28 protein-coding genes are annotated in these 25,777 nt (G+C 69.0%); 4 read left to right on the top strand and 24 right to left on the bottom strand.

Annotated elements, in window-relative coordinates; translation table 11 throughout:
* The first annotated feature begins 38 nt into the window (after positions 1-38).
* Entirely contained in the window at positions 39-266 is a 228-nt protein-coding gene (locus ACFWVC_RS11415) for a hypothetical protein (RefSeq protein WP_384282326.1), read from the top strand.
* Between the two features lie 125 nt (positions 267-391).
* On the opposite strand, the gene ACFWVC_RS11410 is transcribed toward ACFWVC_RS11415, so the two are convergent.
* The 7 genes from ACFWVC_RS11410 to ACFWVC_RS11380 all read right to left on the bottom strand — a co-directional run bounded on the left by ACFWVC_RS11410 (position 392) and on the right by ACFWVC_RS11380 (position 5,568).
* Positions 392-1,210, bottom strand: coding sequence for a hypothetical protein (locus tag ACFWVC_RS11410; RefSeq protein ID WP_384282324.1), 819 nt, complete (start codon positions 1,208-1,210; stop codon positions 392-394).
* Between the two features lie 2 nt (positions 1,211-1,212).
* Complete coding sequence (locus ACFWVC_RS11405) at positions 1,213-1,539, bottom strand: hypothetical protein (RefSeq protein ID WP_384282321.1); 327 nt, start codon at positions 1,537-1,539, stop codon at positions 1,213-1,215.
* Between the two features lie 74 nt (positions 1,540-1,613).
* Positions 1,614-1,976, bottom strand: a complete 363-nt coding sequence (locus ACFWVC_RS11400; RefSeq protein ID WP_384282318.1) for a hypothetical protein — start codon at positions 1,974-1,976, stop codon at positions 1,614-1,616.
* Between the two features lies 1 nt (position 1,977).
* Positions 1,978-3,027, bottom strand: coding sequence for a major capsid protein (locus ACFWVC_RS11395; protein ID WP_384282315.1), 1,050 nt, complete (start codon positions 3,025-3,027; stop codon positions 1,978-1,980).
* An 18-nt stretch (positions 3,028-3,045) separates the two neighbouring features.
* Positions 3,046-3,456 carry a head decoration protein gene (locus ACFWVC_RS11390; RefSeq protein WP_384282312.1) on the bottom strand — a complete coding sequence of 137 codons (411 nt, stop codon included), beginning with the start codon at positions 3,454-3,456 and terminating at the stop codon, positions 3,046-3,048.
* Between the two features lie 120 nt (positions 3,457-3,576).
* Positions 3,577-4,281: a hypothetical protein gene (locus tag ACFWVC_RS11385; protein ID WP_384282310.1), complete on the bottom strand. Its 705-nt coding sequence runs from the start codon at positions 4,279-4,281 to the stop codon at positions 3,577-3,579.
* 96 nt (positions 4,282-4,377) lie between these two features.
* Positions 4,378-5,568 (bottom strand): serine/threonine-protein kinase, encoded by a 1,191-nt coding sequence (locus tag ACFWVC_RS11380; RefSeq protein WP_384282307.1) that lies wholly within the window; start codon positions 5,566-5,568, stop codon positions 4,378-4,380.
* A 2,377-nt stretch (positions 5,569-7,945) separates the two neighbouring features.
* Between ACFWVC_RS11380 and ACFWVC_RS11375 the strand changes: the two genes are divergently transcribed.
* Positions 7,946-8,326, top strand: a complete 381-nt coding sequence (locus ACFWVC_RS11375; protein ID WP_384282305.1) for a hypothetical protein — start codon at positions 7,946-7,948, stop codon at positions 8,324-8,326.
* A gap of 149 nt (positions 8,327-8,475) precedes the next feature.
* On the opposite strand, the gene ACFWVC_RS11370 is transcribed toward ACFWVC_RS11375, so the two are convergent.
* From ACFWVC_RS11370 to ACFWVC_RS11325, 10 genes are all read right to left on the bottom strand, one after another.
* Positions 8,476-10,287, bottom strand: a complete 1,812-nt coding sequence (locus ACFWVC_RS11370) for a hypothetical protein (RefSeq protein WP_384282302.1) — start codon at positions 10,285-10,287, stop codon at positions 8,476-8,478.
* A 55-nt stretch (positions 10,288-10,342) separates the two neighbouring features.
* Positions 10,343-11,500: a TIGR02391 family protein gene (locus ACFWVC_RS11365; protein WP_384282297.1), complete on the bottom strand. Its 1,158-nt coding sequence runs from the start codon at positions 11,498-11,500 to the stop codon at positions 10,343-10,345.
* A 43-nt stretch (positions 11,501-11,543) separates the two neighbouring features.
* Positions 11,544-11,792: a hypothetical protein gene (locus ACFWVC_RS11360; protein ID WP_384282287.1), complete on the bottom strand. Its 249-nt coding sequence runs from the start codon at positions 11,790-11,792 to the stop codon at positions 11,544-11,546.
* 147 nt (positions 11,793-11,939) lie between these two features.
* Positions 11,940-13,493, bottom strand: coding sequence for a terminase large subunit domain-containing protein (locus ACFWVC_RS11355; RefSeq protein WP_384282283.1), 1,554 nt, complete (start codon positions 13,491-13,493; stop codon positions 11,940-11,942).
* Positions 13,477-14,070, bottom strand: a complete 594-nt coding sequence (locus tag ACFWVC_RS11350; protein WP_384282278.1) for a hypothetical protein — start codon at positions 14,068-14,070, stop codon at positions 13,477-13,479. The genes ACFWVC_RS11355 and ACFWVC_RS11350 overlap by 17 nt, the downstream gene beginning before the upstream one ends.
* Positions 14,071-14,763: 693 nt before the next feature.
* Positions 14,764-15,255 (bottom strand): hypothetical protein, encoded by a 492-nt coding sequence (locus ACFWVC_RS11345; RefSeq protein WP_384282275.1) that lies wholly within the window; start codon positions 15,253-15,255, stop codon positions 14,764-14,766.
* A complete protein-coding gene (locus tag ACFWVC_RS11340; protein ID WP_384282270.1) occupies positions 15,243-15,458 on the bottom strand; it encodes a hypothetical protein in 216 nt (71 codons plus the stop codon). Before ACFWVC_RS11340 ends, ACFWVC_RS11345 begins: the two co-directional genes overlap by 13 nt.
* A gap of 530 nt (positions 15,459-15,988) precedes the next feature.
* Complete coding sequence (locus ACFWVC_RS11335) at positions 15,989-16,453, bottom strand: hypothetical protein (protein WP_384282265.1); 465 nt, start codon at positions 16,451-16,453, stop codon at positions 15,989-15,991.
* 86 nt (positions 16,454-16,539) lie between these two features.
* On the bottom strand, positions 16,540-18,018 hold the full coding sequence (locus ACFWVC_RS11330) for a ParB N-terminal domain-containing protein (RefSeq protein ID WP_384282261.1): 1,479 nt from the start codon (positions 18,016-18,018) through the stop codon (positions 16,540-16,542).
* A complete protein-coding gene (locus tag ACFWVC_RS11325; protein WP_384282253.1) occupies positions 18,015-18,776 on the bottom strand; it encodes a ParB/RepB/Spo0J family partition protein in 762 nt (253 codons plus the stop codon). Before ACFWVC_RS11325 ends, ACFWVC_RS11330 begins: the two co-directional genes overlap by 4 nt.
* 427 nt (positions 18,777-19,203) lie before the next feature.
* On the opposite strand from ACFWVC_RS11325, the gene ACFWVC_RS11320 reads away from it, so the two are divergent.
* Positions 19,204-20,799: a hypothetical protein gene (locus ACFWVC_RS11320; protein WP_384282245.1), complete on the top strand. Its 1,596-nt coding sequence runs from the start codon at positions 19,204-19,206 to the stop codon at positions 20,797-20,799.
* Positions 20,800-20,870: 71 nt separating this feature from the next.
* Here ACFWVC_RS11320 and ACFWVC_RS11315 read toward each other — a convergent pair whose 3' ends face one another.
* The 7 genes from ACFWVC_RS11315 to ACFWVC_RS11285 all read right to left on the bottom strand — a co-directional run bounded on the left by ACFWVC_RS11315 (position 20,871) and on the right by ACFWVC_RS11285 (position 24,605).
* Complete coding sequence (locus ACFWVC_RS11315; RefSeq protein WP_384282242.1) at positions 20,871-21,608, bottom strand: hypothetical protein; 738 nt, start codon at positions 21,606-21,608, stop codon at positions 20,871-20,873.
* Positions 21,575-21,985, bottom strand: a complete 411-nt coding sequence (locus tag ACFWVC_RS11310) for a hypothetical protein (RefSeq protein ID WP_384282239.1) — start codon at positions 21,983-21,985, stop codon at positions 21,575-21,577. The genes ACFWVC_RS11315 and ACFWVC_RS11310 overlap by 34 nt, the downstream gene beginning before the upstream one ends.
* Positions 21,986-21,996: 11 nt before the next feature.
* On the bottom strand, positions 21,997-22,338 hold the full coding sequence (locus tag ACFWVC_RS11305) for a hypothetical protein (RefSeq protein ID WP_384282237.1): 342 nt from the start codon (positions 22,336-22,338) through the stop codon (positions 21,997-21,999).
* A 260-nt stretch (positions 22,339-22,598) separates the two neighbouring features.
* Positions 22,599-22,814, bottom strand: a complete 216-nt coding sequence (locus tag ACFWVC_RS11300; protein WP_384282234.1) for a hypothetical protein — start codon at positions 22,812-22,814, stop codon at positions 22,599-22,601.
* Between the two features lie 56 nt (positions 22,815-22,870).
* On the bottom strand, positions 22,871-23,842 hold the full coding sequence (locus tag ACFWVC_RS11295) for a ParB/RepB/Spo0J family partition protein (RefSeq protein ID WP_384282232.1): 972 nt from the start codon (positions 23,840-23,842) through the stop codon (positions 22,871-22,873).
* Between the two features lie 172 nt (positions 23,843-24,014).
* On the bottom strand, positions 24,015-24,188 hold the full coding sequence (locus ACFWVC_RS11290) for a hypothetical protein (protein WP_384282230.1): 174 nt from the start codon (positions 24,186-24,188) through the stop codon (positions 24,015-24,017).
* Between the two features lie 174 nt (positions 24,189-24,362).
* Positions 24,363-24,605, bottom strand: coding sequence for a hypothetical protein (locus ACFWVC_RS11285; RefSeq protein WP_384282227.1), 243 nt, complete (start codon positions 24,603-24,605; stop codon positions 24,363-24,365).
* A gap of 193 nt (positions 24,606-24,798) precedes the next feature.
* Here ACFWVC_RS11285 and ACFWVC_RS11280 point away from each other — a divergent pair, with 193 nt between their 5' ends.
* Entirely contained in the window at positions 24,799-25,770 is a 972-nt protein-coding gene (locus ACFWVC_RS11280; RefSeq protein ID WP_384282225.1) for a hypothetical protein, read from the top strand.
* Positions 25,771-25,777: the final 7 nt, after the last annotated feature.

The raw sequence follows: 25,777 nt of genomic DNA, 5'->3' as shown, positions 1-25,777 counted from the left end.
CTGTGCCACGCTGCGGCTGTATCGATGGGGAGGTTGAGATGACTGAGAAGCTGCTTACCCACAAGCAGGCGCTCGCCGCAGTGATCCAGGCATTGGGCGGTGTCTGGGACACGCAACGTGCCGTACTGGCCCTGCGCGTCGCCGGCTATGAGCCGCCCAGTGATGAGGCCGCGGGCAAGGAGGCTCGACGCCACCTCCGCGACCTCGCCGATGACGGGGAAATCGTGAGGCCGGATCCGAACCAGGCCGTATATCGACTGGCGTGATTAGGTCCTCCAAGCCTCCGCCGCCTCACTCGCTCGGGCGGCGGGGCAGTCTGCTATAGAAGGACCATCGGCCGGCGCCAGATATGCCCCCGACGCACACCGTGCCGCTTCAGGCCGTCCGACGCTCACGCTTCAATGGTGGCGTCCGGCCGCAACCCGAACGCCCGCCTGCATCGCGGGTGGGAGATCGGCCACGCCGCAGCCTCCTCGACCGTACGCAGCGTGCCTGTGGCCTTGTCCGGGTCCTGGTGGCTGGTCCACCCGCAGCCGGCTCCGTCGAAGGCCTGCACCCACTGCACACCGGCCTCTCGCGCCCGGTTCAAGGTGCCCGCGTTGTAGGCCACTGCGCTCTTGGCGAGCGTCGCCGCCTCTGCCCACGCCTGCACCGGGTACCGGGCGCCGTTGCGGTAGATGACGCAGGTCAGCTGGTGCTCGGCGGCGAGCCGTTCGGCGAGCGACCTTGCGGCCTGCAGCGCCGTGGTGTTCCCTGCGGCCAGCAGCGGTATCTCGCGGCGTGCGGCCTCCCGTACGGCCCGGTAGAACGCGCCGGCGATGCGCTGCTCCTCCTGGGAGCGGATCAGGAAGTCGGCGTAGGAGCCGGCGGCGAGCGACTGCAGGGCCTCGGTGTGGATGAGGGTCCAGGTGAACCGGCCGCCCACGGCCTCGGCGGCGGCCTGGGCGCCCTGCTCGTACAGGTGGGGCAGCTGGCGGCCGACGAACGCGCGGGCCTCGGCGTCGACACGCTGCTGGAAGTCGGTAATAGCCGCCTGGAACTCTGCTGTGCGGGCGACGATGTGCGGGGCCCGGCCTTGCTCGACCAGGGCGGCAAGGACGGCGGCCTGCTGGTCGGCGAGGCGCTGCCAGGCGTCCTGCAGCACCGCGGCGACCCGGCGTGCGACCACGTCGGCGTCGCCGGGTACGAGCGGAGGGAACTCGTAGGCCACGGCTACAGCCGTTCCCAGCGGTAGGTGCGGCGCTGCAGCGGGGCGACGACCAGTTCGGTGCCGTCTGCGATGTCGTCGGGGGCCTGGGCGCCCTGCACGTCGGCGATCTGCCGTTCCAGGCCGGTGAGGTTGTTGCTGTTGTCGAGGGTGACGACGCCGTTGACGGTCAGCTGCAGCGGCTCGGCCAGGAGTCTGGCACGCCGTTCGGACAGCACTTCCAGGGCGACAGCTCTCGCGCTGCCCAGCCGGCCGTAGCGCGTCTGTAGGTCGCTCTGGTCGGTGGCGGGGCCGAGCTGCGACAGCAGCCAGGCCAGGACTGCGGGGTCCACGGGCGGGGTCCTTCCGGGGAGCGGCGCGGCCCGGCACCCCTGCGCTTGAAACACGGGTGCCGGGCCAGGCCGGGCTACTTCTCGTCGGCCTGCTTGCGCGCCCGGGGCTGGGGCTTCGGCTCAGCCTCAGCCTCGGGCGTGCGCGTGCGCGTGGGCGCGGGCATGGGCTCGGGCACAGGCTGAGCCTCGGGCGTGGGCTCCGGTTCCGGCGCGGGCTGGGGCTCCGGACCCGGATCGTCGAATGCCAGCGTGGGCGGCGTTGCCCCGATCAGTGCCGGGTCGTCGAGCGTCAGCGCCTCCGGGTCCTCCTCCCACGCGTCCGGGTTGGTGATGGCCGTGGCCACCACCTCATCGGGCTCGTCGCCCGGCTGCAGGATCAGCAGTTCGTGCGTCTCGGGGTGCTCGATGTGCACCGCTGTCGCCAGTCGCCGTCCCATGTCACAGCACCTTCGCCACGATGTGGCAGTCCGGCGTGAACAGCACAGGCATGGCCACGGCCGCGCCCTTGCTCCACACCTGCGGCGGGTCGTCCTGCGTGCCCTTGGTGATGATCAGGCCCGGCGCGTCCTCGCGGGTGATCTCCGGGTTGGAGCCACGGGACAGCACCAGGGACTCCGCCGTGGTGCCGTACATGGTCTGGCCCCACTTGGTGCGGTCCGGCGGCACCATCACCCACCGGTCGTCGGGCAGCGGCCGCACGTTGGAGCCGTCGACCCGCACCTGCCCCTTGTACAGCTGGATCGGCGGCAGGTTGTAGTTGCCGCGCACCACGTTGACCTGCTGCGGAGTCAGCGTCGCCGTCGGCGTGTTCGACGGGTTCACCGAACCGTAGTAGGCGGCCCGGTAGGCGTCGTTCTTCCCCAGGTAGGAGCTCGCGCGGCGGCTGGTCAGGACCAGCTCCGGGTACGGCGCGCTGATGGAGTCGAGGTAGTCCAGCCACCCCAGCTCGTCCTTGATGGGGTCCGAAGTCGGGTCGGACCAGGCGACCGGAGCGGTCGGCATGTTCGATGCCGGCACCTGGTAGTCCAGGTCCATGGTCAGCCCGTTCTCCCCCGAGAGGGAGAACTTGCCGTCGGTGAGGACATCGCCGGCGGCCAGCTCCAGGCGGGAGTTGACCGCCTCGACGTGCCGCTCGACGTCGTCGTACAGCAGCTCGATCAGGCGGTCATGGTCGGCCCCGCGGGAGGCCTCCTGCAGCAGGATCTCCATCTCGCCGACGAGCAGCTTCTGGCCTAGGGCGGGCAGCATGCCCTGGGTGCTGGTCGTCCACGCCTGGCGGTCCGCGAACGGCACGGACGCGTCGTAGCTGCGGTACTTCGCCGCGTTGACGTACCGGCCCTGGTTCTTGATCCGCCACATCACGTCGGCGACCTTCACCTTCGGGAAGATCGTCTGCGTGAGCAGGAAGTCAGCCGGGGTGGGGATGGCACGGGCGAACGTCGTCAGGTCCTTGACGGTGACGCCCTTGATCAGGTCCTGGATGGTCATGGCTTTGGGCCTCCTTCCTTACACGAAGCGGATCTGGCAGATCGCGGACGGGGCGACCGCCGCGACGGCGACGGGGAGCTTGGCGGTCTTCACCGAGCCGTGCCACAGCAGCGCGGCCCCGACCTTCGTCTGGGCGGGCGCGAACAGCACCTCGGCGAAGATGAAGCCGGCCAGGTTCTGCCGGCCGTCGGCGGCCCCGGTGGCGTACAGCCCGTACAGCCCGCTGGCGGTGATCTTGCCGACCGGCAGACCCGACAGGAGACGGCTGTAAGGGACGTTCGAATCGACCGACGGCATGAAGTGCGTGCCGGACACGAAAGTGGACAGGTCGAGGGTGATCGAGTCGACGTCGCGCGTTCCGTGAAGGCTGGCAAGCCAGGACCGGTCGGCCGTCAGGCTCTGGGTGGTGGTGACCGGCTGAACGGTCATGAGTCCTCCCGTGGACGATCAGACGAGTGGGGCAGTTCGTCCGCTCACCGACCGGTGGCGTCGTCCACGTGAGAGGGGCGTGGTCCCCGTCAGTCCGGCCTTGACCCGCCGGTGGGAAGTTCAGCCGCTGGTGACGTAGCCGCGCCGGCGCGCCATCTCCTCGCCCTGCTGACCGGGCTTGGGCATGTTGGCGCCGCGCGGCGGCGGACCACCCGCGGGAGACCCACCAGGCGCGGCAGGCGGCACCAAGTCCACGGCGGACGCAGTGAACAGCTCGGGCCTGCGCGCCCGCAGAGCGGCAGCGGCCTCGGCGATGGCGTCCTCGTCGGCGTCGTCCTCGACGGCCAGAAGCCGTTCGGCGTCCAGCAGGTCGTCACCGGTCGCACCGAGCGCCACCAGGGCGGCCCGGCGTACCGCGGCACGCTCACGAACGATGGCCTGCGCCTCACGCTGCTCTGCGGCGGTCGTCGCCGCGGCGGCGGCCCGCTCACGGCGCTCGATCTCGGACAGCTGCGCGGCCTGCGCGTCACGCTGCTCCTGCACGAACGCCGCCAGTTCGTCGGTCTTGGCGAAACCCAGCTGCTCAACGAGCTTGCGGACCGCAGCACGTTCGCCCTGCTGCTTCTCGCGGGCCAGCAGTCGGTTCAGCGCCTCCTGGTCGAGCGGATGGCCGACCGTCGGCGGTCCAGCCAGGTCCGTGACCGGGCCGGGCGGCAACTGCTGGTTGGACGGATCGGTGGGGTCAGCGCCCAGGATCGGAAAGATGGGGCGGCCGTCACGCCGGCGACCGACGAGCGTACGGGGATCGGGCAGAAGCCTGTCCATGCGGGATCCAGTCCTCCAGCAGCAGCGCCCCCGCGCCGACGATCAGTGTAGTCCGCCAGGAATCCCGTGCCGCGCCGCGCTACTGAGTGATGCTCGTCAGTCGTCGTGACCGTGCTTCTTGTGATCCTTGCCTTTGTGATCTTCACCCTTGCCGCGAGGGCCCGACGGGGTCTGCGATGACGGCGACGTGACAGTTACCGGCGTGGAGACTTCGCCAGAGGGTACGGAGGGCGCAGTGACGGCAGAGGAGGGAGAGGATGCCGGCCCGGGTGACGATGAGCCGCCGTCATCGGAGCTCCAGGCCGCACCGACGGCGGCCGCAGTCCCGAACACGGCGACCACGGCAACACCGATAAGGCTTCGAATGCGCCGCTGCTGCGCGGCACCGCGCCCGTACAGGCGGGACGGAGCGGCGTCGGGCAGGACTGCCGTAGGCGTCGGCTCGGTGCCAGCGGGCATGGCCGCCTGCGGCTTGTCGTTCTGGCCTGCCGAGACGGCGAGCCAGCCGGCTATCTGTTCGGCGGTGGGACGTTGGCCCGGCTCCTTGGCCAGCAGCGACAGGATGTAGTCCGCGAGAGCGCCCGGCACCGCCGGGTTGAGCTGCCTGACGGGAACCGGGGCCGCGGCGACGTGCTGGTGGATCACTGCCAGCGGGGTTTCTCCGACGAACGGAGGACGGCCGGCCACCAACTCGTACAGGACACAGCCAAGGGCATACACATCCGAGGCGGGTTCGGCAGGGCGACCCAGCGCCCGCTCCGGTGCCAGGTAGCCGCTGGAGCCCATCACCCGGCCGGTGGCGGTGAGCGCCCTGGAGGCCTCATCGGTGAAGCGAGCGATCCCGAAGTCGGCGATCTTCACGCTGCCATCGGTGGTCAGCATCACATTGGCCGGCTTGATGTCACGGTGGATGACACCCTGCCGGTGCGCCGCAACCAAACCAGCCGCAGCCTGAGCACCGATCTCCGACGCCCGCAAAGAGTCCACAGAACCATGCGTAGCCAGTTCCTGAGCCAGACTGTGCCCGTTGACCAGCTCCATCACCAGGTAAAACTGGCCGGCATGCGCGCCGAAGTCATACACGCCGACGACGTGGGGATGGTTGAGGCGGGCCGCTGTCTGGGCCTCCAGGTGAAACCGGCCGGCCGCCTCGGCATCCGCCTCACCCGGCAGCATCAGTTTGACCGCCACCGATCTGCCGAGCACCTGGTCGGCAGCGCGCCACACCTCGCCCATGCCCCCACGACCCAACGGCTCGTCCAGTCGATACCGCTCCGCCACCAGCACGCCCGCACCGTCCCTTGACCCACGACAACAGTTGGGTGCCACACCTACCGATGAAAAATATTTATGGCGCAGCGCGATTCAGCCTACAAACCTGGTGTGAGTCCCTTTGACCGTACCTTGCCAATCTGCAGGCGGCACGCATGCGCAGCGCGCATGGGCCGGACGTCCCACGGCCTGTGTAGAGCCCCCTGCTGATAGAGGAACCCGCGGGCGGGGAAGCCAGCACCTGAGCCCCTCGCGGATGCTCACCTTGAGGCGATGAGCGTCGCGGACCTCCGGGACGGGGACGACGGGCGGCCACGGAGGCTGGGCCCGAAGGCAGGGGTGAAACGGGATACGCGGACACATGCGTCCCAGGGCACTGTGCCCCGTCAGATATCAGTCGCGACTACTGTCTTCCACTGAGCCATCGCTGCGGGAAATGTCCGCGGCTGAGGGACTAACGGCACCGGTGGCACGCCCGTGTCGGCCTGCAGGCCCAGGTAGTCGCGTGCCGTGCTGTTGTCGCGGGTCGCGTCCGCGAGGCGGGCCGGCCTGGTCGAAGGCCCGCTTCTGGATGCGGCTCCGCCGGTCACGACGACCTGCGCGATGTGCGAGCCGGAGCCGCCGAGGAATCTTTCCAAGAGCGTCACAGGTACTGCGCACCGCCTTCGGGAGGTGCCGTTAGCGTTGCTGGCCGCCGATCCCGCACGCGAACGGGAACAGGCCGCCGACGTTCACGGCGGCGCCGTTAGCACAGAGAGACCACAGATGGACTACTGCTCCTCATGCCGTCGGCACCTCAATGGGGCCCTGGTATGCCCAGGGTGCGGCGCATACGCGCCGGACGTCGCCCCGCCCTCCCATGGCCACTATGGGGCTGCGACGACCGCCATGGCGTGGGAGCACCCCCTGGAGGGGTTCCCCGCCTCAGAGCCGTATCCCGGCACTCCTCGCTTCGATGCCGGCCCAAACGGGGCCGCCGCGTCCGAGGACGTAATGGCGGAGGCACCGGGCGCCGGTTCGGAGTCAGCAACCGCCGACCCCGCCATGCAGGGACGCGCGGCCCGGCGTCGGCAGATGGCGCGTTGGAAGAAGCACCGGCGCCGGGCCGCGGCCGCGACGGCCTTCGCGCTCGTCGGTGGCGGACTGACCATCGCCGCGCTGCCGAACGGGGCTTCCAAGGGCCAGTCCAACGCGACCTCCGCACCGGAGTCGGTGACCGCAGCCAATACCCGGACGAGGCCGGTTGCCGCGGCATCGGCGCAGCCGGACACCCCGGTTGCGCGGCATCCCGGTAACCGCCCGCCCACAACCGGCCCGCACCAGCGGAACACAGCTCTCGCGGTGCCGCATCCTGCGACGACGTACGCGCCGCCTGACACCGCGCCCGCGGCGAACAGCGGGACGAAGGTTCACCAGGCAGGCACCACAGCCACGCTGACGCACACGGCCGCTACGGCCACGCCAGCGCCCGCGTCCACCGAGGGTGCTTACGCGGCTACCTCGCACGCCAGCCCGGCGCCCACGGCGCCGGCCACCCCAACCCCCACCCCAACGCAAACGGCGCCCCCGAAGCACCTGTGCCTGCTCGTTGTGTGCCTCGGCTGACTGCGCCATGCGCCGTCGCCCCGTCGGCATCCGTCCGCTCTGACGGAAGCGTGGAAGGCTCCTTGCGGGGCGGGCGTCGGGTCGGCGCGTGGGCGGTGCCGACGCTGATCCGGAAGCCGGGCGCTCAAGAAGCCGAGGCTGGTGATGTGCCGACCCTTCCCCGCCCCGCTGCCCGGCTTCGCCACCGACGAGGAACTGGCAGCGGGGCGGCGCACTGTTCGTTGCGCCCTGTGCCACCACCCCTCACTGGCCAGCAGGCGCGCCTGCGGGGCTCGGTAACGATTGCGCGCACAAACTCGGGCTGCGGCCGATCCGCGGGCCGGGCAGGTTTGAGGTCGAGCAGGAGACGCTGCCGGGGGCATAGTCACGCCGACAACTTCCTGTCACACCTCGGCCACGGCACCCATCGGCGGGCAGACCCAGAGAGTGCCCGAGTCGCGCGAAGCTTACGGGCCCCGATCTCTCGCCCCATGGCAGCTTCCGCCCAAAGCCGATACGCCGACCTCTGCTCTGACCTCACCTTTTCCCGCGAGCACCCGGAAGCGGTGCCCCAGCACCTTTCCGAAGGCGGCAGTGAAGTGAGGATCAAGGGGCGGCCGTCGTCGAATTCGAAGCCGAGGTAGGCGAAGGCGAAGGGGTAGCGCTGGGTCGGCCGGCCCCGTCCAGTCCGACAACAGCACCGTTCCCCACTGCACGCCAAGGTTCGACAGGGCAACAAGAGCCATGGCCGCGCAGCCGGTTGAGCCGCTACGTTGAGCGATCCGAGTGCTTCGTCAAGGGAGTACACATGCCGACACGAACCGGCACGCCTGAGTATGAGGCTGCCCTCGACGCGATGACGGTGATCCTCACCGCCAAGGCGTCAGAGGGCGTTTTGATCAATTACGAGAAGGTCTCCATCGCCCTCAAGGGGCAGGGTCACACTGTCCACCACCGAGGCGAACTCATCGGCCAGCTTCTGAAAGACCTGTGCCTGCAGGAAGCGAAGAAGGGTGCCCCGATGCTGTCAGCGATCGTCGTGAACGCGCCGATCACTCGCGGCCGACCGTCGCAGGCATTCTACGACCTCGCCCGCTCCTACCCCTTCAATCGCGACGCGGACTGGACCTGGGAGCAGGAACGGGATCGCGTGTTCACCTACTACTCGCAAGAGAAGCGACCTATCTGACGGAACGCCACTTTGCACCCGGCGTGCCTCAAAGGGTGGGAACGAGCGCTACATCGTGGTCACCACCGCGCTGACGGAGACAAGTTCACAGGGGCGGGGGGCAGTTGCGTGAGCAGGACCAGCCTATGGCTGGCGGTCTGCTACACGGTCTACATGGGGATGAGCGGCACCGGCGGAACGCCGGAGTCGGCCTCAGGCAAGCCGAGGTACTCACGCACCGCGGCGTTGTCGCCGGTCGCGTCCGCGAGGCGGGCGGCTTGGTCGAAGGCCCGCTGCTGGATGCGTTCGACCTCCCCGGCGACGTCGTCGATGGGGTAGCCCGCTTCCTGCAGCAGCCGCACTGCGGTCTCCAGGGAGAACACGCCCGCGCCGTAGCCGGAAACGACGTCGGCCAGGACAGTGGTGCGGTCAGTGGGGGTGTGTGCGCCCCACACCAGGCGTGCGGGCAGCGACTCGCCGGCGGGCCACGCCTGCCCGGCCTGGTGGAGGCGCTGCACCATGCGGAGCAGCAGCTGGTACTTGTGGGCGCGGGCCAGACGCATCGCGCCGACGAGGGAGTCCAGCGGGCCGAGCGCCAGCTGCAGCGCGTACCCGGACGGCACCGACGCCGGGTCGAGGCTGCCGAGCCCGGCTGTGGTCAGGCGGGTGTTCGCGGCGAGCCGGGTCAGCATGTGGTCGGTGCGCTGGCGGAGTTCGGCGAGCTGCGGGGCGGTGTTGAGGGTGTCCATGCGGCCGCCTTCGTTCAGCTGCCACACCGTTCCGGCCTCGACGCGCACTGGCATGGGCTGCCCGGTGGAGCGGTCGATGGGCAGCCGGGCGCCGGCCAGCGACACGATCGGCGTGCCGGTGGTCGCGGACGCCGAGGCGCTGTCGGTGTCGGTGGCGGCCAGCTCGTCCAGCAGCTGCAGCACTGTGCCCAGCGACGACTTGCCCCAGTGCTCGCCGCCGTCCGGGATCGTGTTCGGGACGTGCACGACGGGGATGAAGTCACACATCAGGTCCAGGCGGTTCAGGACCTGCCCGTCGGAGCGCACCCGATAGACGGCCTTGTCCGGGGGCAGCGCGTACAGGTCGTGGGCGGCGCCGAGGTCTTCCAGCAGCCATTCGGCGTCCGTCAGGTAGCACGTCGTCCCGGACGGGCGGCCCGGCGCCCACGGGTAGGTGCGCAGCACGCCGCCGCTCACCGGGTCGGGGATGTCGCCCACGGTCAGCACCGGGTCGCCGTCAGCGCCCACGACCTGCTCGCGGATCGCGCGGCCGTCCTCGGTGACACCGGGCTGCGTTGCCGCACCGATAGGCCCCAGCTCGTAGGTGACACGCCGCACCCGGGCTTTCAACCCGCGCACCGGGTCGGCAGCCAGCTCCCACGCGAAGTGCACCCGCGAGGGGTACTCGGCGGAGTCCTGCTCGCCGTCGTCCCACTCCGGGAAGTAGAACCCCGGGTCGTACGTGCGCAGCAGCACCCTCTGCTTGGCCGGCTCCCACGCCAGGGTGTACACGCCGTCGCCGCAGCGCACCGCGCACCGTTCGGCCTGCTGGACCCGCAGCGGCCAAAGTTCCTTGTCGGCCCATGCCCGCAGCCGCTCCTGCACATCGGCAGCGTGGGCTGCGCCGGCGGGCGGGTCGTCCTGCTCGGCCTGGTCCGCTTCGGGGACCACGATGGTCTGCTCCGCGCCCAGCAGGTAGCCCAGCGTGGTGTCGATCAGCTTGGACGGATCGCCCAACTCGCGTCGGTCCAGTCCGTGGTCATCGCCGGCGACGGCGGCGAGTTGCCCGGCCTGGTTGGAGTCGTACGCGGCGAGGAGCTTGTACGCGGCCAGCCGGCGCAGGTCCTCGGCTGGCACCCAGGAGCTGGCCAGTTCAGGGAAGGCTGCGCTGTTCGCGGGCCGGTCCGGATCTGCCATGACGGGCTTGTAGTTGAGCCAGCTCCAGGCGTCGATAACAAGCGTGCGCAGACGCACAGCCCCTCCAGGCGTCGACCCCCGCGCCCGCAGTCAGCTTAGAGGCAGCGCGTGATCACGTCGCCGATTCGTCGGCGGCCTGCGCCCGTTTCGCGTCCTCGATGTCGAGACGCCGCATGAGGAAGCTGGCGAACGCCAACATCTCATCGGCCTCGTCGCGGTTGTCCTCCCGGTCCGGCCCATGACTGCGAGGGTTGCGGATGGCCTGCACTGCCCCTTTGAACAGTGCCTGCATGCCGTTCTGCTCGCTCTCCAGGGAGCCGTCCGTGGAGCGCGTCACGGTGATCAACGGCGGGTCTGGCTTGTTGCTGAAGGCCACGCCCATGAGCCGGTCACCCACATCCCTAGTCGGCCCGACCAGCACGTGTACCCGGTGCTCCACCGCCTGGATGGCACTCCTCACCGCGTCGCTGTAGGCGCCGCGGTCGTACCTTTCGGCAGCAACTTCCGCGATCAGCGGATGCAGGACGCAGGTGACAGACATGGGCTCCGGTGAGTCGCCTGCTGGAGCGGCCGGGGCGGGCGGCCAAGGTTGCAACACGGCCTCCGTGCGCGTGGTGGGCTGCTTGGAGAACGGCCGTCTGTCGGCTTCGGCCCGCTCCGGTCCCTGTAGCTCGCGGATGCGCCAGTAGTCAGCCACTGTGTGCGCGTTGGCGTACGGCCGAACGGTCCGGTCGAAGCTGATTGACCAGTCCAGGTTCTCCCGGTTGATGCTTCCGCCGCGGAAGCAGCTTTCGCGTTGCGCGAGCGCGGCCGCAGCGAAGGTGATCGCTTTGGTCAGGAGTGCCGGGTCGATCCCCGGGGGCGGTACAAGGTCTTCGGGCCGCATCCACGGGGATGATGCATCGCGGTCCGCTGGCACCCAGGCCACTTCCAACTTGACTGCTGCCTCCACCATGTCGAGGAAGACAGCGAGGGCTGGCCCGGTCCCGGTGCAGTTCGCAGCGCCGGCAACGCTCAGAGACAGCTCGTAGTGGCCGTGGGGCAACTGCGAGATGTCGTGCGAAAGCCCGAGCAGCAGTGCAGGGCACAGCTGTTGCAGGACCTCTTCGATGTCCAGACCCTGCACGAACAGCTGCCGGTCGATGTCGTCGAACGTCGGCCAGCGGTAGTGCTCACCGAAGTACGCCCAGACCGCGTCAAGGAGAACATGGCCCTCTTCTCCCGTGGGGCGCGGCATGCCCTCCGGCGCGATAGTCCGAACGATCGTCACGTGCTGTCCCCCAGCGTCCGAGCCTCACAATGTGCGCAGGCTACTACGGGGCGTCCGGGGCGGCGAAGCAGCCGGTTATCCAGTTTGCCCACACCAAGGCGTGCTGCTCGGCGGTGGACTTGCGGTCCCACCGTGCCTGGCACAGGTCCTCGCTGGGAGTCTGCCCCGCCTGCAGGATCGCCAGCTGCTCCTTGCGGCCCTCCAGCAGCGAGGCCTCTACGCGGGCGTGCGCGGACGCTTTGATCTGCTCCGAGATCTGCTCGTGTGTCGGCGCGGGTTTATCGGCTGGCATCAGCACGACGGCGCCTGCGACAACGGCCCCCAACACCACTGCCGCCGAAGCGACTTGGATGGCGACTTTCCCCCTGATCGTCATGGCCGGGAGGGTAGCAGTGCGATATGGCCAGGGGACTTTGCCTTTATGGGGCCGTTTCCGGGGTCAGCGGCGTCCTCCGAGGCGGTCGTCGTGGATGTGTCCGGATACGGCGGCGAGCTGGTCGGGGTCGGCGAGTTCGGTGAGTCCGTGGACGACGGCGTCCATGCGGTCGGGGGAGTCCATGCCGACGACCCAGGTGACCATCTGTTCCTCCAGGCGGACGTGGGCGCCGACGTGGTGGATCAGGCCCTGCTCGTACAGCTGGGCGATGGGCTCGGCCCGCAGGCGCTTGCCGACCTTGGCCTGCACTTCGAGGACGCGGGGCATGAGCTGTCCGGCGGTGGTGCCGTCGCGGCGCAGCTGCTCCCATGCCTGGGAGAGGACCTGGCGGGCCATGTCGCCGCCGTAGTTGGACTCGACCACGATCGCGTCGGCCTTGAGGGCGAGGGCGAGTCGGCAGGCGGTGAGGCCCCAGTCGTTGGCGCCCATGGATGCGGAGTGGTCCTCGAGGACGTATAGGTGGCCGTCGAAGCCGCGGGCGGCGCCGATGACGCCGGTCTCGTCGCCCATGGAGGACTCTCCGCCGGCGGGGTCGACGGCGACGATGACGCGGGCCATGTCGAGGCCGCCGAACTCGACGGTGGTGAGCCGGTGGTCGGTGATCCAGGCGCGCTGCCACACGCCGCCCTCGGGGGGCCGCGGCTTTTGCTGGTAGAGCGCGGCCCACACGCGTTCGCCGACGCGGCGGCGGGTGGTGGCGTGGTGCTCGACGTCGAAGCGTTCCGGCCACAGGGGTTCGCCGAGCTTGCGGCCGAGCGGGTCGGTGTCGCTGTCGGCGAGGGCGGGCAGGTCGATGATCTTCCACTCGTTGGCCTGCGCGTCGGCGAGGATGCGGCCCGCGAGGTCGTCTTCGTTCCAGCGGGTCTGGATGACGCAGATCGCACCGTCGGGTTCGAGTCGGGTCTGCAGGACGGACTGCCACCACTCCCACGTCTTGCGGCGCATGCTGGGCGAGTCGGCGGAGGCCATGTCCTGCACGGGGTCGTCAACGAGGGCGATGGTGGCCCCCTTGCCAGTGAGGCTGCCGCCGATGCCCGCGGCGACGAGGCCGCCCTGGTGACCTGCGATGTCGAAGCGCATCGCGGCCCGGCTGGAGGGGTTGAGGCGGATGCCGAGCTCGTCGCCCCAGGTCTCGATGGCGTCGCGGATCCAGCGGGAGTGCTCCTCTGCGAGGTCACCGGAGTACGAGGCGATCATGATGCGGCGGTCGGGGTGCTGGCGCAGATACCACAAGGGTGCCCAGCGGGAGGCCCGGCGGCTCTTCCCGTGCCGCGGAGGCATGGTGATCATGACGCGGTCGGCGCGGCCCTCGGCCATGTCGATCCATGCCTGGTCGATGAGGTGGAGGTGCCGGGCCTGCATCTCGCGGCGTTCGGTGAGGACGGCGGCCATCGCACCGGGCGACGCGTCCATCGCCATGCGGCGCTCGATGCGGGCGAGTTGGACGCGCAGCTCCGGTGAGGCCTTCGCCGCCAGGACGCGGCGCTGCGCCGGCGGCCGGGTGCGGTAGGCGGCCAGCAGTTTGGTCTCACGCTCGCTGCTAGTCAGCGGAGCCATGTGCGGCCTCCTCCGAGATCCCGATGAGGGCTTCGAGCTCGTCGAGAGCGATGTCGGTCAGCTCGCTGCCGGTGGCGGCAGGGGTGACGAGCTCGGTCTTGTTGGGCTTGTCGAGGCCGTTCATGCGGGCGCGGCGCTCCATGATGCGCAGGGCCCGGTCGATGGCGGGCAGGTCGCCGTCCTTGACGGCCTGCCGGTACGCGACGAAGAACAGGCGGTCCAGGCGCAGGTTCTCCACGGCGCGCAGCTCGTCGGCCTTGTCCTCGACCTCGGTGGTGCGCTGCCTGAGGGCTTGGCGCACGTCCTTGCAGGCCGCGTTGATGAGCTGGTCGTCGGCCGGCGGTTCCAGGCCCTTGTTGTACCGGTCGATGCCGTAGCCCTGGGGGTAGGCGATGCGGTCGGAGTTGACGGCCGGGTCGGCGGCGAGCTTGCGGGCGACGGTGTGCCAGTCCACGCCGGCCAGGCGTAGGTCGATGGCGTCCGCTCGGCGCTGCGCGATGGCGGCACGCGTGGCCTTGTCGGGGCGTCCCACCGGCGTGGTCCCTCCGCTGCTGCGCGCCCCCACGCCGATGAACATGATGGCACTGCAAGATACGAACAGGGCGTGGCGACTTGGTGCTAACGGCTATCTAGGGATGCGATACCCGCGTGTGGTGATGCATGTGCGCTGCCCGGACCGGCTGCCGCAGGTGACCTACCGGCAGGTCTTGGAGCAGCTACGGGAGCTGTCGCCGGAGGTGCAGGCCCTGCCGTCCGCGGCGGCCCTGGTCGACCTGCGCGGCGCGCTGCGCTACCACGGAACGACCGGCCTCCCACTTGGGGGAGATCCGGCGGCTGCGGACGGTCTCCTGCTACGACATCGACGTCTGCGTCTACATGGGCCCGACCAGAAGTCGGCAGGTCCGCGGATTCTTGAAGGCCCAAGACGGCGAACTGGCGGGCCACCTGAGGTCGAGACGGCGATCGGCCAGCCGGTTGAGGCAGCAGACGCTCGTACGCTCTGTGCTCGGGTGGGCTCAGGTCGGCCGATGGTCAAGCCCGGCGCGAGTTCGATCGCGTCCCGCCCGAGCGGCTCTGTCTCGTACCTGAAGACGATCGGCGACGCGGGGCAGCCTTGATCTCGACGAGTACAGCGGGGCCTTTCCGACGGTCGTCGCAGTCCTTGGCCTCCGAAGCCCACGCGACCTCATCGCGTACGGACGAAGGTTCCGGGGGCCCCGGGGAATCGACGATGACTTCGCCGGGGCCCCCGGCTTGTGGGTTGCGGTGTTTAGCCGCGAGGCGGCTGATATTCCGGGCGCCATCCGACGGACAGGCCCCAGTGGACTCCGGCGCTGGCCGCTATCGTGATCTTCACGTCTTTCTTACTGCTGCCTAGGCCGATCTCGTTGTAGCTCGTTGCGGGTGCGGCCGTGCACGGGACGATGTAGGTGGCCAATTTTCCGATGACTATGGTCGTTTTGCCTACGCCGTTGCATTCGGTCGCTACAGCGACCGTCCCGGCCTTGATGGTGTCGATCACGGCCACCTCTTGCGACCCTGTCCGGTTGGCCAGGCGGACGAGGGCCTTGGCCGAGCCGGAGATGTCGGGTGGAGTTTTCGTCACATCAACAACAGGGGCGCCAGCAGATGGGGTTGCGGAGACGCTCGAAATTTCCTTCGGCGATTCCTGACTTTTCTGTGCCGTGCAGCCCGCGCTGAGTGGAATGCTCGCTGCCAGGGCGATCGTCAAGGCCGCTTGGGCCTTCGTCAGCTTTGCCACGTGTACCAGCCGACGGTGTAGGACGTCGTGGAGGCCGCGCCGAGGGTCGCGCTGACGCCGAGGGACGAGCGAGTGTCGACGATCTTCGAAGAAGGCGGGACGGGGAAGAACCCACCATTGGAGACGGTACTGGTACCCGCGTGCGCCAGGCTCCCCAGGCCGAGCCATGCGAGTGCCGAGAGGAGTGCGACGGCCAGTGCCAAAGGTCGGGTGCCGAGTACGTCTGGCTTGAAACATCTATGGATCCCACGCTTTTGTGGACTTCATCCCGACGATGGATCATGTCCGATGTCAGCGGAGCGTAAGGGCCTCGCTTGAACGGTCAATGATCATCGACTCAAGGAAATGCAAAAGACCGCGATGCGTGAAGGGCTCTGAGCTAGGCGAATCAATCACTCTAGCACCCGTCCGAAGCGTCACGGCTGGGCGGGCGTTGCCCATTACAGGGGCAAGGAGTTTGCCTATAGCGCGCTCACGCCGGGCAGCTTTGACCAAACCACGCACGCACTCTCAACCAGTCCCAAAGGAAGGCTAGTTAATAGTCCAGCCGTAGATTGTGATCTTGCTGTCGGGGTCAATCGGAAGCTCTTCTCCTGGTGGAGTTGATGCTCACTGGGCTGGTCTCTATCCAGCCGAGCCGCCGGCCGGATCTTCTGCGCCGTCTACTGCCCTCCGCTATGAGGGTGCGGGGCGGAGCGGCCCGGCGACCTGGCGTGGCCCCGGGCCGCGCGACCTACAGCAAGGTCAGCTGCTGGGGAGCGTCAGGATCCTTCCGCGGCCGCCAGCTGGGCGGCGGCGCATCGGGGGCGGCGCGGTTGGTGCGCAGCCACCACGCGAACTGCCAGTTGCGGCAGGTGCGGTACAGGTACTGGTGGCGCCTGGGTGCGGTGGCGGGTATGGAGTGCTCGCCCCATCCGGTGATGGGGCGCGCGTTGTCCAGGGTCACGCGCAGGCCGGGCACGAGGGCGGGGCCTTCCCACTGGTGGCCTTCGGCGTAGTCGAAGGCCAGGTGTGCGTTCGCCTTCCAGTCCCAGGGGTGGGGCAGGGCGCACAGGTACCAAGCCAACGGCGGGTGCTCCGCTCGCAGGGTGACGCTCTGCTGGGGCTCCTTGGGGTTGAGCGGGTGGCGGTCGGGCAGGCCGAACGTCTCCAGGCAGTGCTTGTCGAGATTGACGTGGCGGACCCCCGCCAGCCACATGATCAGGTACGGTGCGGCGGCGGTAATACCTACCCTCACGGGCGGTTGCGGCATTGCGTATAAACCCCTCTACGGAGGGCCGTGGATCAGTCGGCCCGGCTATTCCTTTCTGATACCAATTTTATCAAAATTTCCACGAGTTGCTTATGGCGTCCATGTCGGAAGTCATTCGGGTAAGGCATGTTGAATTCCTCATCCAGTGCTTTCGCGTAATCGAGATCGGAAAGTGACAGGGGCTTCTTGCATACGGCCCGGAGTGTCGCGTTGGAGCGGCCGGCGACCGTCACTTCCTCGAAGTACGCCTCCAGCAGCTCTTTCAGCGATTCGGGGGTGTGGTAGCGGATCCGCATCCACTTGCCCTGCATGAACCGCATGTCGACGTTCTCCGCGTCCAGGAACGACAGTCGGGTGGAGTCGTTGGCGCTGGTGGCGTGCTGCTTGGCCTCGAACGCCTGCTCGGCCAGCAGGTTGCGGGTGCCGATGCACACGGTGCCGTCGCCGGCGACGAGGGCGTTGACGGCGCACAGCACCCAGTGCTGGTAGTCCAGCGACGTGGTCGCGTTGATGACGGAGTCCAGCACCACCATCTCGTACAGGCCGTGCGCGGCCACCCGCTTCTCGATCGTGCGGATCATCGAGACGACGCCTCGGATGTCGACGGCGTACTTGCCCGGGGTGGTGCGGTACGGCTCGTAGTCGTCGATGCTGTAGCCCTCGGGCCGAAGCTTCTTCGCGTAGTCGCCGTGCCCGGCTCCGAAGTCCACCACCCGCGTCTCGGGGCGCTCGCGCAGCCGGGGCAGAGCCAGCTTCTCCCACACCTCCGACTTGTACGCCAGCTTCCCCTCCTTCCTCAGCGAGGTGTACTGACGCAGCCGCTTGGGCTGCACGATGTGCTGGTTGTAGACCGGCGCCTGGTCCTCAAGCCCCGACCAGTCGTACACGCCGTACTCGCCGGTGAGGTCGGCGACGAGCGTCGCCGCGTCCATGGACGTGCAGGTCCAGGCGAGAACGTCGAAGTGGTTCGCAGCCGCGACCACGGCGTACTCGGCGTTCAGCGCAATCTGGCCCTGGTCGTCGATGACGACGCTGCCCCACGCGCCGTGCCCGCCGGTCATGTGGGAGATGGCCTGCTGGAACGGCTTGTTGCGGGACTGCGCGACCTCGATGGTCTGCCAGGGGATCCACGACCACTGGCCGATGGGGCCGGGCTGCGCGTACACGATCGACGCTTCGGTCTCGACGCGGTTGTGCAGGAGGTTGAACTGGATCTCGTCGGTCAGGCGCACGACCTGGCCGAGCATCACCGCCGGCGTGTGGGTCATCCCGAGCGCGGTCATCGCCTTGGTTCTCTGGTGGCCTGCGACCAGGGTCCCGTTGGCGTTGAGGATGACCGGCTTGACGATGCCGTGGCGGCCGATGGACCCCTTGAGCCGCTCGAAGGCCTCATCGGACAGATGCCGCGGGTTGTAGTCGGCCGGCCGCAGGTCCTTGAGCGGGTACGCCTCGTAGAAGGTGGTGGCGGGGCCGCTGCTGTTGGGTGCGCTGATACCGCCGGGGATGCTCATGCGTCGTCGTCCTCGGCATCGGCGGAGTCTTCGTCGTCCTCGGCGTCGTCGCCGGTGTCGTCGGCCTGGTCGACGGGCGCGTCCTCGCTGTCGGAGGGCGCCTCGGCGGCGTCGGTGTGCGCCTCCTGCAGCAGGTGCCAGCCAAAGCCCAAGTCGGAGCGGGACTCGGTGAGGTACCGCTCGTAGATGGCGTTCAGGGTCTCCACCTCGGCGGCCGTGATCTGCACGCGGGTGGTGGACCACTGCATGTAGCCCCACTGCAGGTACTCCAGCTTGGCCATCGCCCCGGTGCCCTGCCCTTCCGACGGCAGGTCGATCGTTGCGGGCAGGGCCCGGTTGTCCAGCAGCTTGTCCAGGGCGGTCTGGTCGTAGCCGGTGCCGTCCAGGTTGGGCAGCTCTTCGAGGATGTCGGCCAGCAGCTCGCTGTCGTAGCCGGCCAGGTCGGAGGTGCGGTTGTCGACGACGACGATGCGGGCCGCGTCCTCGTCGGAGACGTCGACCCAGGTGGCAGCGATCTGCTCCCAGCCGAGCTGCTTGGCGGCGGCCCAGGTGTGGTTGCCCGCCAGGATCTCGTTGGGGCGGCCGGAGTGGGTGCCGCGGTTGACGACGATGGCCTTGTACTGGCCGTGGACGCGCAGCGACTCGGAGATGGCGTCGAGGTCGCCGGTGCGCGGGTTGCGGTAGTACGCCACGAGATCGTCGATCGGCACCACCAGCGGCAGCAGCGACTCTGGGATGCGGGCGGGCGCAGCACTCACAGCGGAGTCCTTCGTGTAGGAACGTGGCCCCCCGCGCCCTACGACCGCCCACTCTAAAGGATCTCGCCGGGATGCATCGTGTGCTCAGATGCCGCCGGTCGACCACCGGTCTTTGGTCGGTGTGGTCCAGGGCGTACAGGGGCTGGCAGCTCCGGCAGGTTCGGGCCGGTCCCGTCGCCGGCGGGCTCAGTACGCCTCCGAGAAGCGGTGCTCGGTGATCTCCTGAGGGGTGCCTCGCCAGTGGGTGCGAGAAGGCATCCCGCTGCCGAGCTCCGTACAAGCACCGGATACGGTTCGGCGGTCAACCTGGGATGGCACGCGCCGTCCCCCAGTTCCTGGAGCCGTGCACATGCGCTCTTCTATACGCAAAGTCTCCGGACTGGGCATAGCCGCGCTTACCTTGCTCGGGCCCTCGGCTACCGCCGCGGTGGCGGACGATCCGACGCCCGTATCCCTTCCCCTGGCGTTCACCACGGTCCGCGAACTGGCAGACCCCGTGACCGGTCTCCAGGCCACCCAGGATGCGCAAGGCGCCTACCGTGGCGACGTCACGGTGGTCTTCCACGCCGACCTCCCCGAGGGCCAGCAACTGCTGCCATTCAACGCGACGGTGACCTACCCCACCAGGGCCGGTGGCACCGCCACGGCGTCCGCCCAGGTCAACGGCACAACCGGCTACTTCACGCTCGACACCCGCGGCCTGCCCGACGGCGGCAACACCCTGACCCTCTCCGCGATCGAGGGCACGGACGTCACCAGCACGGACACCACCCCGGTCACCGGGACTCTGGCGCTGCGCACGGCCAACCCTTCCGCCGCATTCACCGCGCCGGCCCGGGACTCCGTCGTCTGGGGATCGGTCACCTGGAGTGTCGACGCCGCCCCGGCAGCAGGCGGAGACGCAATCGACCGGGTGGAGTTCTATTCGCTGGGCTACGGCAAGAAGTCCACTCCCGCCTACGTCGACACCAGCGCGCCCTACAGCTACACGGCCGCCGCCAACGTTCCGAGTGCGAGCCGGGGAATGCAGGCCGTCGCCGTGGACAAGAACGGCTACCGGTCGGCCGTGGCGGGCCGGGCCGTTATCGTCGAGCCAGGGCCGACGGTCACCGCTGATGGCACCCGTCTCCTTGACGCAGAGGGAGCCCAGTACCTGCACGTGGAGTGGTCGAGTGCCGTCGCGGACGGGCTCAACTTCGACCCGAACGGCTACAACGCCACGACCTGGCTCACCCAGGCGGTGATCGCGGTCGACGGGCGTGTCCTCGAGACCGACGACCTGGACGCGATGGGCTGGCTCTGCCCGCGCAAGGCGTACCACTGCCCGAGCAGTATCCCCTGGTCGACCGGGTACGACCTCACGGGCCTCGCCGTCGGCAGCCACACCGTCAAGACGACCGTCACCGACAATCACGGTGCGGTCGGCAGTGCCGCGTTCACCACGGTCGTGGGCCGGGACAAGCTCATCGTGTCGGTTCCTGGCAGCAGCGTCCTCTGGGGTGGCTCAGTGGGCATCGACGGCAGCCTGACCGGTGCGACAGGAGCGACAATTCCCGGCTCCCGCATCGCCGTGCAGGCAAGGCTCGCCGGCAGCAGCACTTGGACGACCCTGACCACGCGGACCCTGAGCGACTACAGGATCGACCTGACGGTGGTGCCGCGGCAGAACGAGAGCCTGCGGGTGGTGGAGCTCACTGGCACAAAGCAGGTCAGTGCGGCGACAGCGGTGACCGTGCAGCCGAAGCTCACCGCGAAGGCGTCTGCCACGAAGGTCCGCCGCGGCACCACGGTGAAGATCACCGGACAGGTCGCCGGAAAGTCCCCCAACGCGGTCGTGCGGCTCCAGGTCTACCGCGACGGTCAGTGGTCGACCCTGGCCACCGCGCGACAGTCCGCCACCGGCACGGTCGCCTTCTCCGTGCCCGAGCGTACGAAGGGAACCTTCTCCTACCGGCTCCACTCCCCGGCGACGACCGCTTTCGCCGCGAGCGACAGCCGTTCCCTGACAGTCCACGTGAACTGAGTCACGTCACCAGCCCAGCCTGGAACGGATGAGTTCGGAGGGCACGGGATGTCTCAGGGCGTCCCGTGCCCTCAAACGTTCCTGCGGCTGGGGGCATCGTCGCCGGGAATACACAGAACTGCCGTGTGGGTGCGGATGCGGCGGTACTTCTGCTCGACGGTGTGCCCGTCCCACTGGGCCCGCGCGTCTTCGGCGGGCACCCGCTGGACGTGGTCGAACAGCGACAGGTCGCCGGGCGCGATGTGCCAGCAGAACTGCCAGCCCCCGGCGCGCAGGAACAGCACGTACCAGCCGTCGCCCGCGTCGGGCGGCGCGGGAGCGACGACGCTGGGGTGCAGGGCTGCGAGCCACGCGGCGAGGTGGGCGCGCTCGCGGTAGGCGGCGCCCAGCAGCTCATCGAGGGCACCGGCGGCGCTCATATGGACGGTCCGTTGCCGGTGCTGGTCTCGGGTGGCGGTGCTGGTGACGGCGGCGGCCTCCAGGCGCGCGGTGTGCGAGCCGGCCAATGGCGGGCCCAGGCGCGTAACGCAGCTGGCCCCGGGGCGCGCATGGCAGAGGGGGCAGTCGACATCGAGGACGGGGCGGGCTCCGCCCGCGAGACGGCGGATGAGGTCGCCCACCTTGGCGTTCAGGCCCGCTTGGCTGGCGACCAGGTGCTCGACGCCGGCGCGCAGCCGCTCGGATTCGACGGCGCTGAGGACCCGGTGCCCGGTGTAGCCGATCAGGTGCCGCATCTGGTCCAGCGTCGGCGGCTGGCTGCCGCGGGCGGCCCGGGTCACCGGCCTGCCGCCCGGTCGGCTTCGGTCCACCGGCGCAGCAGGGACCTGCGCTGGCCGGGCGTGAGCCGCACGGCCCTGACGTACACGGACACGACGCGGGCGGCGGGAACGCACCAGGTGGGGAAGTGGTCCTCGGTGGAGGGCTTCATCTCGCCGACGGGTTCGACGGTGTAGAGGTCGCCGTACCAGCTCAGGGAGGCGTAGAAGCGGCCGTAGTCGCGGTCGGTGGCGATGTAGACCCGGTCGGGGCGGCCGTTGGGCGGGTCGATGGGCTGGCCGTTCAGGGTGGCAGTCAGGCCCTGGGTTCGGGCCTCGCAGATCGCGCAGCCGTCGACGGCGCGCGGCGGGTGCGGGGTGATGAGGTCCCCGGGCCGTAGCCCGGGGACGCCACCGTGGAAGTAGCGCAACGCTGCCTCGTCTAACGGTCGTTGCAGTGGCACATGCCCTGCGGGCTGCACCAGCTGTTGCACGAGTTGCACCAGGTCGCGCCGGGCACCGGCGGGGTGCGCTCCTTGGAGCCGGCGGCGGGGCGCGGCCGACTGGCGGCCTCGGCGATCTCCTGTTGGAGCTCGGCGTAGTGCGTGGCCGCGTCGGGATCGGGGGTGGTTCGGGGGGACATCTGGTGACTCCGGACAGGTTCGGGTGGGGGCGGGACGTCTAGGTCGGCCAGGACCTTGGGCAGTGGTCCGTAGCGTTCGCGCATGAGCCGTTCGAACAGCTCGGGGTCGGCTGCGTGGTCACTGCGGTAGGTCGCGCTCACGGCCTCTCCCCTGAGGACGCGGGGACCCGCCCGGCCTGGTGGCCTGGGCGGGTCCGAACGCGGCCGCGTGGAGCGGCGTCCCCTTGTGGCTCCGCATGGGCGGCGCCGGCGTCTGGCGGGTAGGGCGCGGGGGAGTTGCCACCCGCCAGACACCTTTGGGGGATGCCGCATGCCACGGCATTGCCGATGGGCCGGTTCCGCGGCTGCAGCCGTTCCCGATCAACGAGCAGAACGTACCACGTAAGAATGTTGTGGCACATTTAGCGTTTGACTTCTTGCGTGGCGGCCGGCGCCGCGCCGGCCGGGGAGGCGTCGCCGTCCCACAGGTCGGCGCCGAACATGGCCTCGGTGCCGCCGGCGTCGAGTTCGTCGACGAGGAACAGGCCGCGCCCGTCATGCGGGGCCTTGGGGCGGCGGGTGGTGAAGTCGCGGGGCTTCATGCCCTGCCAGTCGGGGCTGCCGGTGTTGTCGCTCACGGGGGTTCTCCTTGGTCGGTTGCATACGGAAAGGCCGCTCTCGGGGCCGGGGTGGGTCAGGCGGTGGGCACGAACTCCCGGTCGGCCGCGGCAGGCTCTGCCGGAGCAGGCTTGGCGTCCGCCGCCTCAGGGTTGACGACGATCTCGCGGGCCTCGGCGTGCGCCTTGGCCTGCCGCAGGTTGAAGCGGGCCTTCTGGACCGCGTCGGCCACGCGGTCCATCTGCTCGAGGCGGGCGAGGACTTCGCCTTCCAGGGCCAGGGCGAGCTTCATCGGGTCGGCCTTGGCCAGCTCCTCCAGCAGCTCCCGCACCCGCTCGACGGCGTCGAGCTTGTTGCGGGTGGCGGTGCGCTCGCGCTTCCGCTCCGCGCGCTGCTCCTCGCTCAGGTCCTCCACGATCAGCGCGAACGTCTGGTTCTGCTGCTGGCCCAGGGCGTACGCGAAGTGGACCAGCTCGTTGTCGCCGGCGAAGGCTCCCTTGACCCACTTCTTCATGACCGCCGCCTGGTTGCCCGGCGTCAGGGAAGCAATCTGCACGGCGGCTTGCGTACCGATGGCACCGGAGTTGACGTGCTGCTGAACCTCGTCGGTGAGGTTGAGCAGGGCCAGGCGCAGGTTCACGTACTGGGTGGTCTTGCCGAACTCCTTGGCCACAGCGCCCACTTCGACGTCCTCCTGGTCGTCCAGGATGCGCCGGAACGCCTTGGCTTCCTCTATCGGCGTCATATCGGCGCGGTTGATGTTCTCGGCGACCGACCGCTTGAACCGCTCCAGCGTGGTCATGTCGTCGTCGGTGATGATGCACTTGATGTGGGTGATCTCGGCGAGCTGGTGGGCACGCCAGCGGCGTTCGCCCGCGACGATCTCGTAGCCGCCGGCGTCCTTGTCGCGGCGGACCTCGATCGGCTGCATGAGGCCGAACCGCTTGATGGAGTCGGCAAGCTCCTGCAGGGCCACCGGCTCGAAGAATTCGCGGGGTTGACGCTCGTTGCGGTGGATCTTGCCGATGGGGATGGTCCGGATCGTCACAGCAGGCTCCGAGAGGCTGGTCGGGTTGGGGGCCGTTCCCCCTCACCACGCTCCCCTTATTCTACCCGATATGGAGCGTGCGGCCAGACTTTTCCAGGCAATTTTCGCAGGTCAGGGCATACGAAGGGGCGGGCACCAGCCAATGCCCGCCCCGACGAATGTGGTGGTTGTTTCAGCCCACCTGCTCCAGCGCCGCCACGTCGCTGTGCAGATCATCGCGCGGCTCGTCGATCACCACGGCCAGAAGGCGCTGCGCCGCGCACGCCTCCTGAGCATCCAGAGTGCGCCGGCCCGACTGCTCGGCCTCCAGCATGCGCCTCCGGATGCGTGCCGGATCGATTCCCACCTGAACCTCCCCTGTAGGGCGGTACCCCCCGCCCTTGGTACTGCTCTGCGCCTTGAGCACTGGCCGACGCGTGTGAGGACGCGCGGCCGGGCTCCTCCTTCGTCTACAAAGGGGACCGGCTACCTGAGCGGGCGCCCAAGACCCCCCTGCGCGCCCTGTCAGATCGCTGACGACCTACCAAGTCGTGTCGTTGGCGACGAAGACCTTTGCGCCGGTGCGGGGAACGACGCGCCAGGTGGTGTCGTCGCCGACCGGGGTCACAGCCCAGGTGGTGTCGCCGTTGGGGGCCGCAACCCAGGTCGTGTCGCGAGCGACAACGGTGTCGGCCTGCGCGTGGAACGCCCCGGCTGAGGCGAGCCCACTCAGCGCGGCAAGCGCAACGGTGCTGGCGATACGGACAGTTCGGGAGAGAAGCATGGAAACCTCAGAGCTTCGGAGCGACAGTGAGAGAGGGCGCGCAGCGCAGCGGCGGCAACCTGGCCGCCAGGCTGTAGATGAACCGTTACACGCGGTGCGCATGTGCCATTGGCAACCATGTAGGGGACACGTGAAAAGATCAAGGACAGTCAACGTCGGATTTTCACTAGTCCCACAATTCAGAGGTTGCAAGGTGCCACTAGTACCCGACCTGCCCGATCTGTCCGCACAGGTTGTCGGCGCGTATCAGCGCACACTCGACGGCGAGGCCCTGCCGCCGGAAACTCCGGGCCTAGATGCTCTCTTGAGCAACGGATTGGCAGCCACTTACCCGTTCGCACCGGACACCTATACCGCGGTCGAACCGCAGTACGCGGCCTTAAAGATGATGCACATCCTGCATGCCCGCCTTGGGCAACTAACGGCATATGCGGGCGTGATGCCGGAATTACTGGTCGAACTCCGCGACCGATACCAGGCAGCCCGGCCCTCCGATAAGTCCATCGAGCACCTGGCCGGCCGGACGCCGATCAACCAGCACATCGCCGCCGAACACAGCGCAGCCCGTAAGGAAATCCTGGCTTCCCAGCCGGGACCCCGCAGCGCCGAAGACCTGGCCCACTCCTTCGAACGTGACCGCGCCGGACTGCAGCGCGGCCTGGCCATGCGCACGGTCTATCACGGCTCCGTGCGCCGAGTGGCCGCCGTCGGCGACTGGGCACGGAACATAGCCGCCGCCGGCGGCGAAGTACGCACCGCTCAGGGTCGCTTCGCACGCAGCATCATCTTCGACCGCCGTGTGGCGTTCGTTCCCGTGTACACCAGTGAGGGCGAACCGCCCGGCGACGAAGCGGTCATGATCACTGACCCCCTGGTCGTCGGGCAGATCGCTCACGGCTTCGACCTCCTGTGGGAGCGCGCCGACCAGTGGGAGGGTCGGCGCGACAACCCAGATGAGGGCATGACCACGAACGCCATCCAGCGGTGCATCCTGCGCGAACTGTGCCTGGGCCGCACCCAGGCGCAGGCCGCGAAGAACCTCGGCATCAGCTCGGCCTGGGTCAACAAGCAGATGGGGGAACTGCGCGCAAAGCTCGGTGTGGGGACGCTGAACGAGGTCATCTACTGGTGGGCGTCGTCCCCCGACCACGACGTGCAGGACTGACGTCCCA

Source organism: Streptomyces sp. NPDC058691, from assembly GCF_042714775.1.
Lineage (GTDB): Bacteria > Actinomycetota > Actinomycetes > Streptomycetales > Streptomycetaceae > Actinacidiphila.
This window is presented reverse-complemented; position numbering and strand designations above follow the sequence as displayed.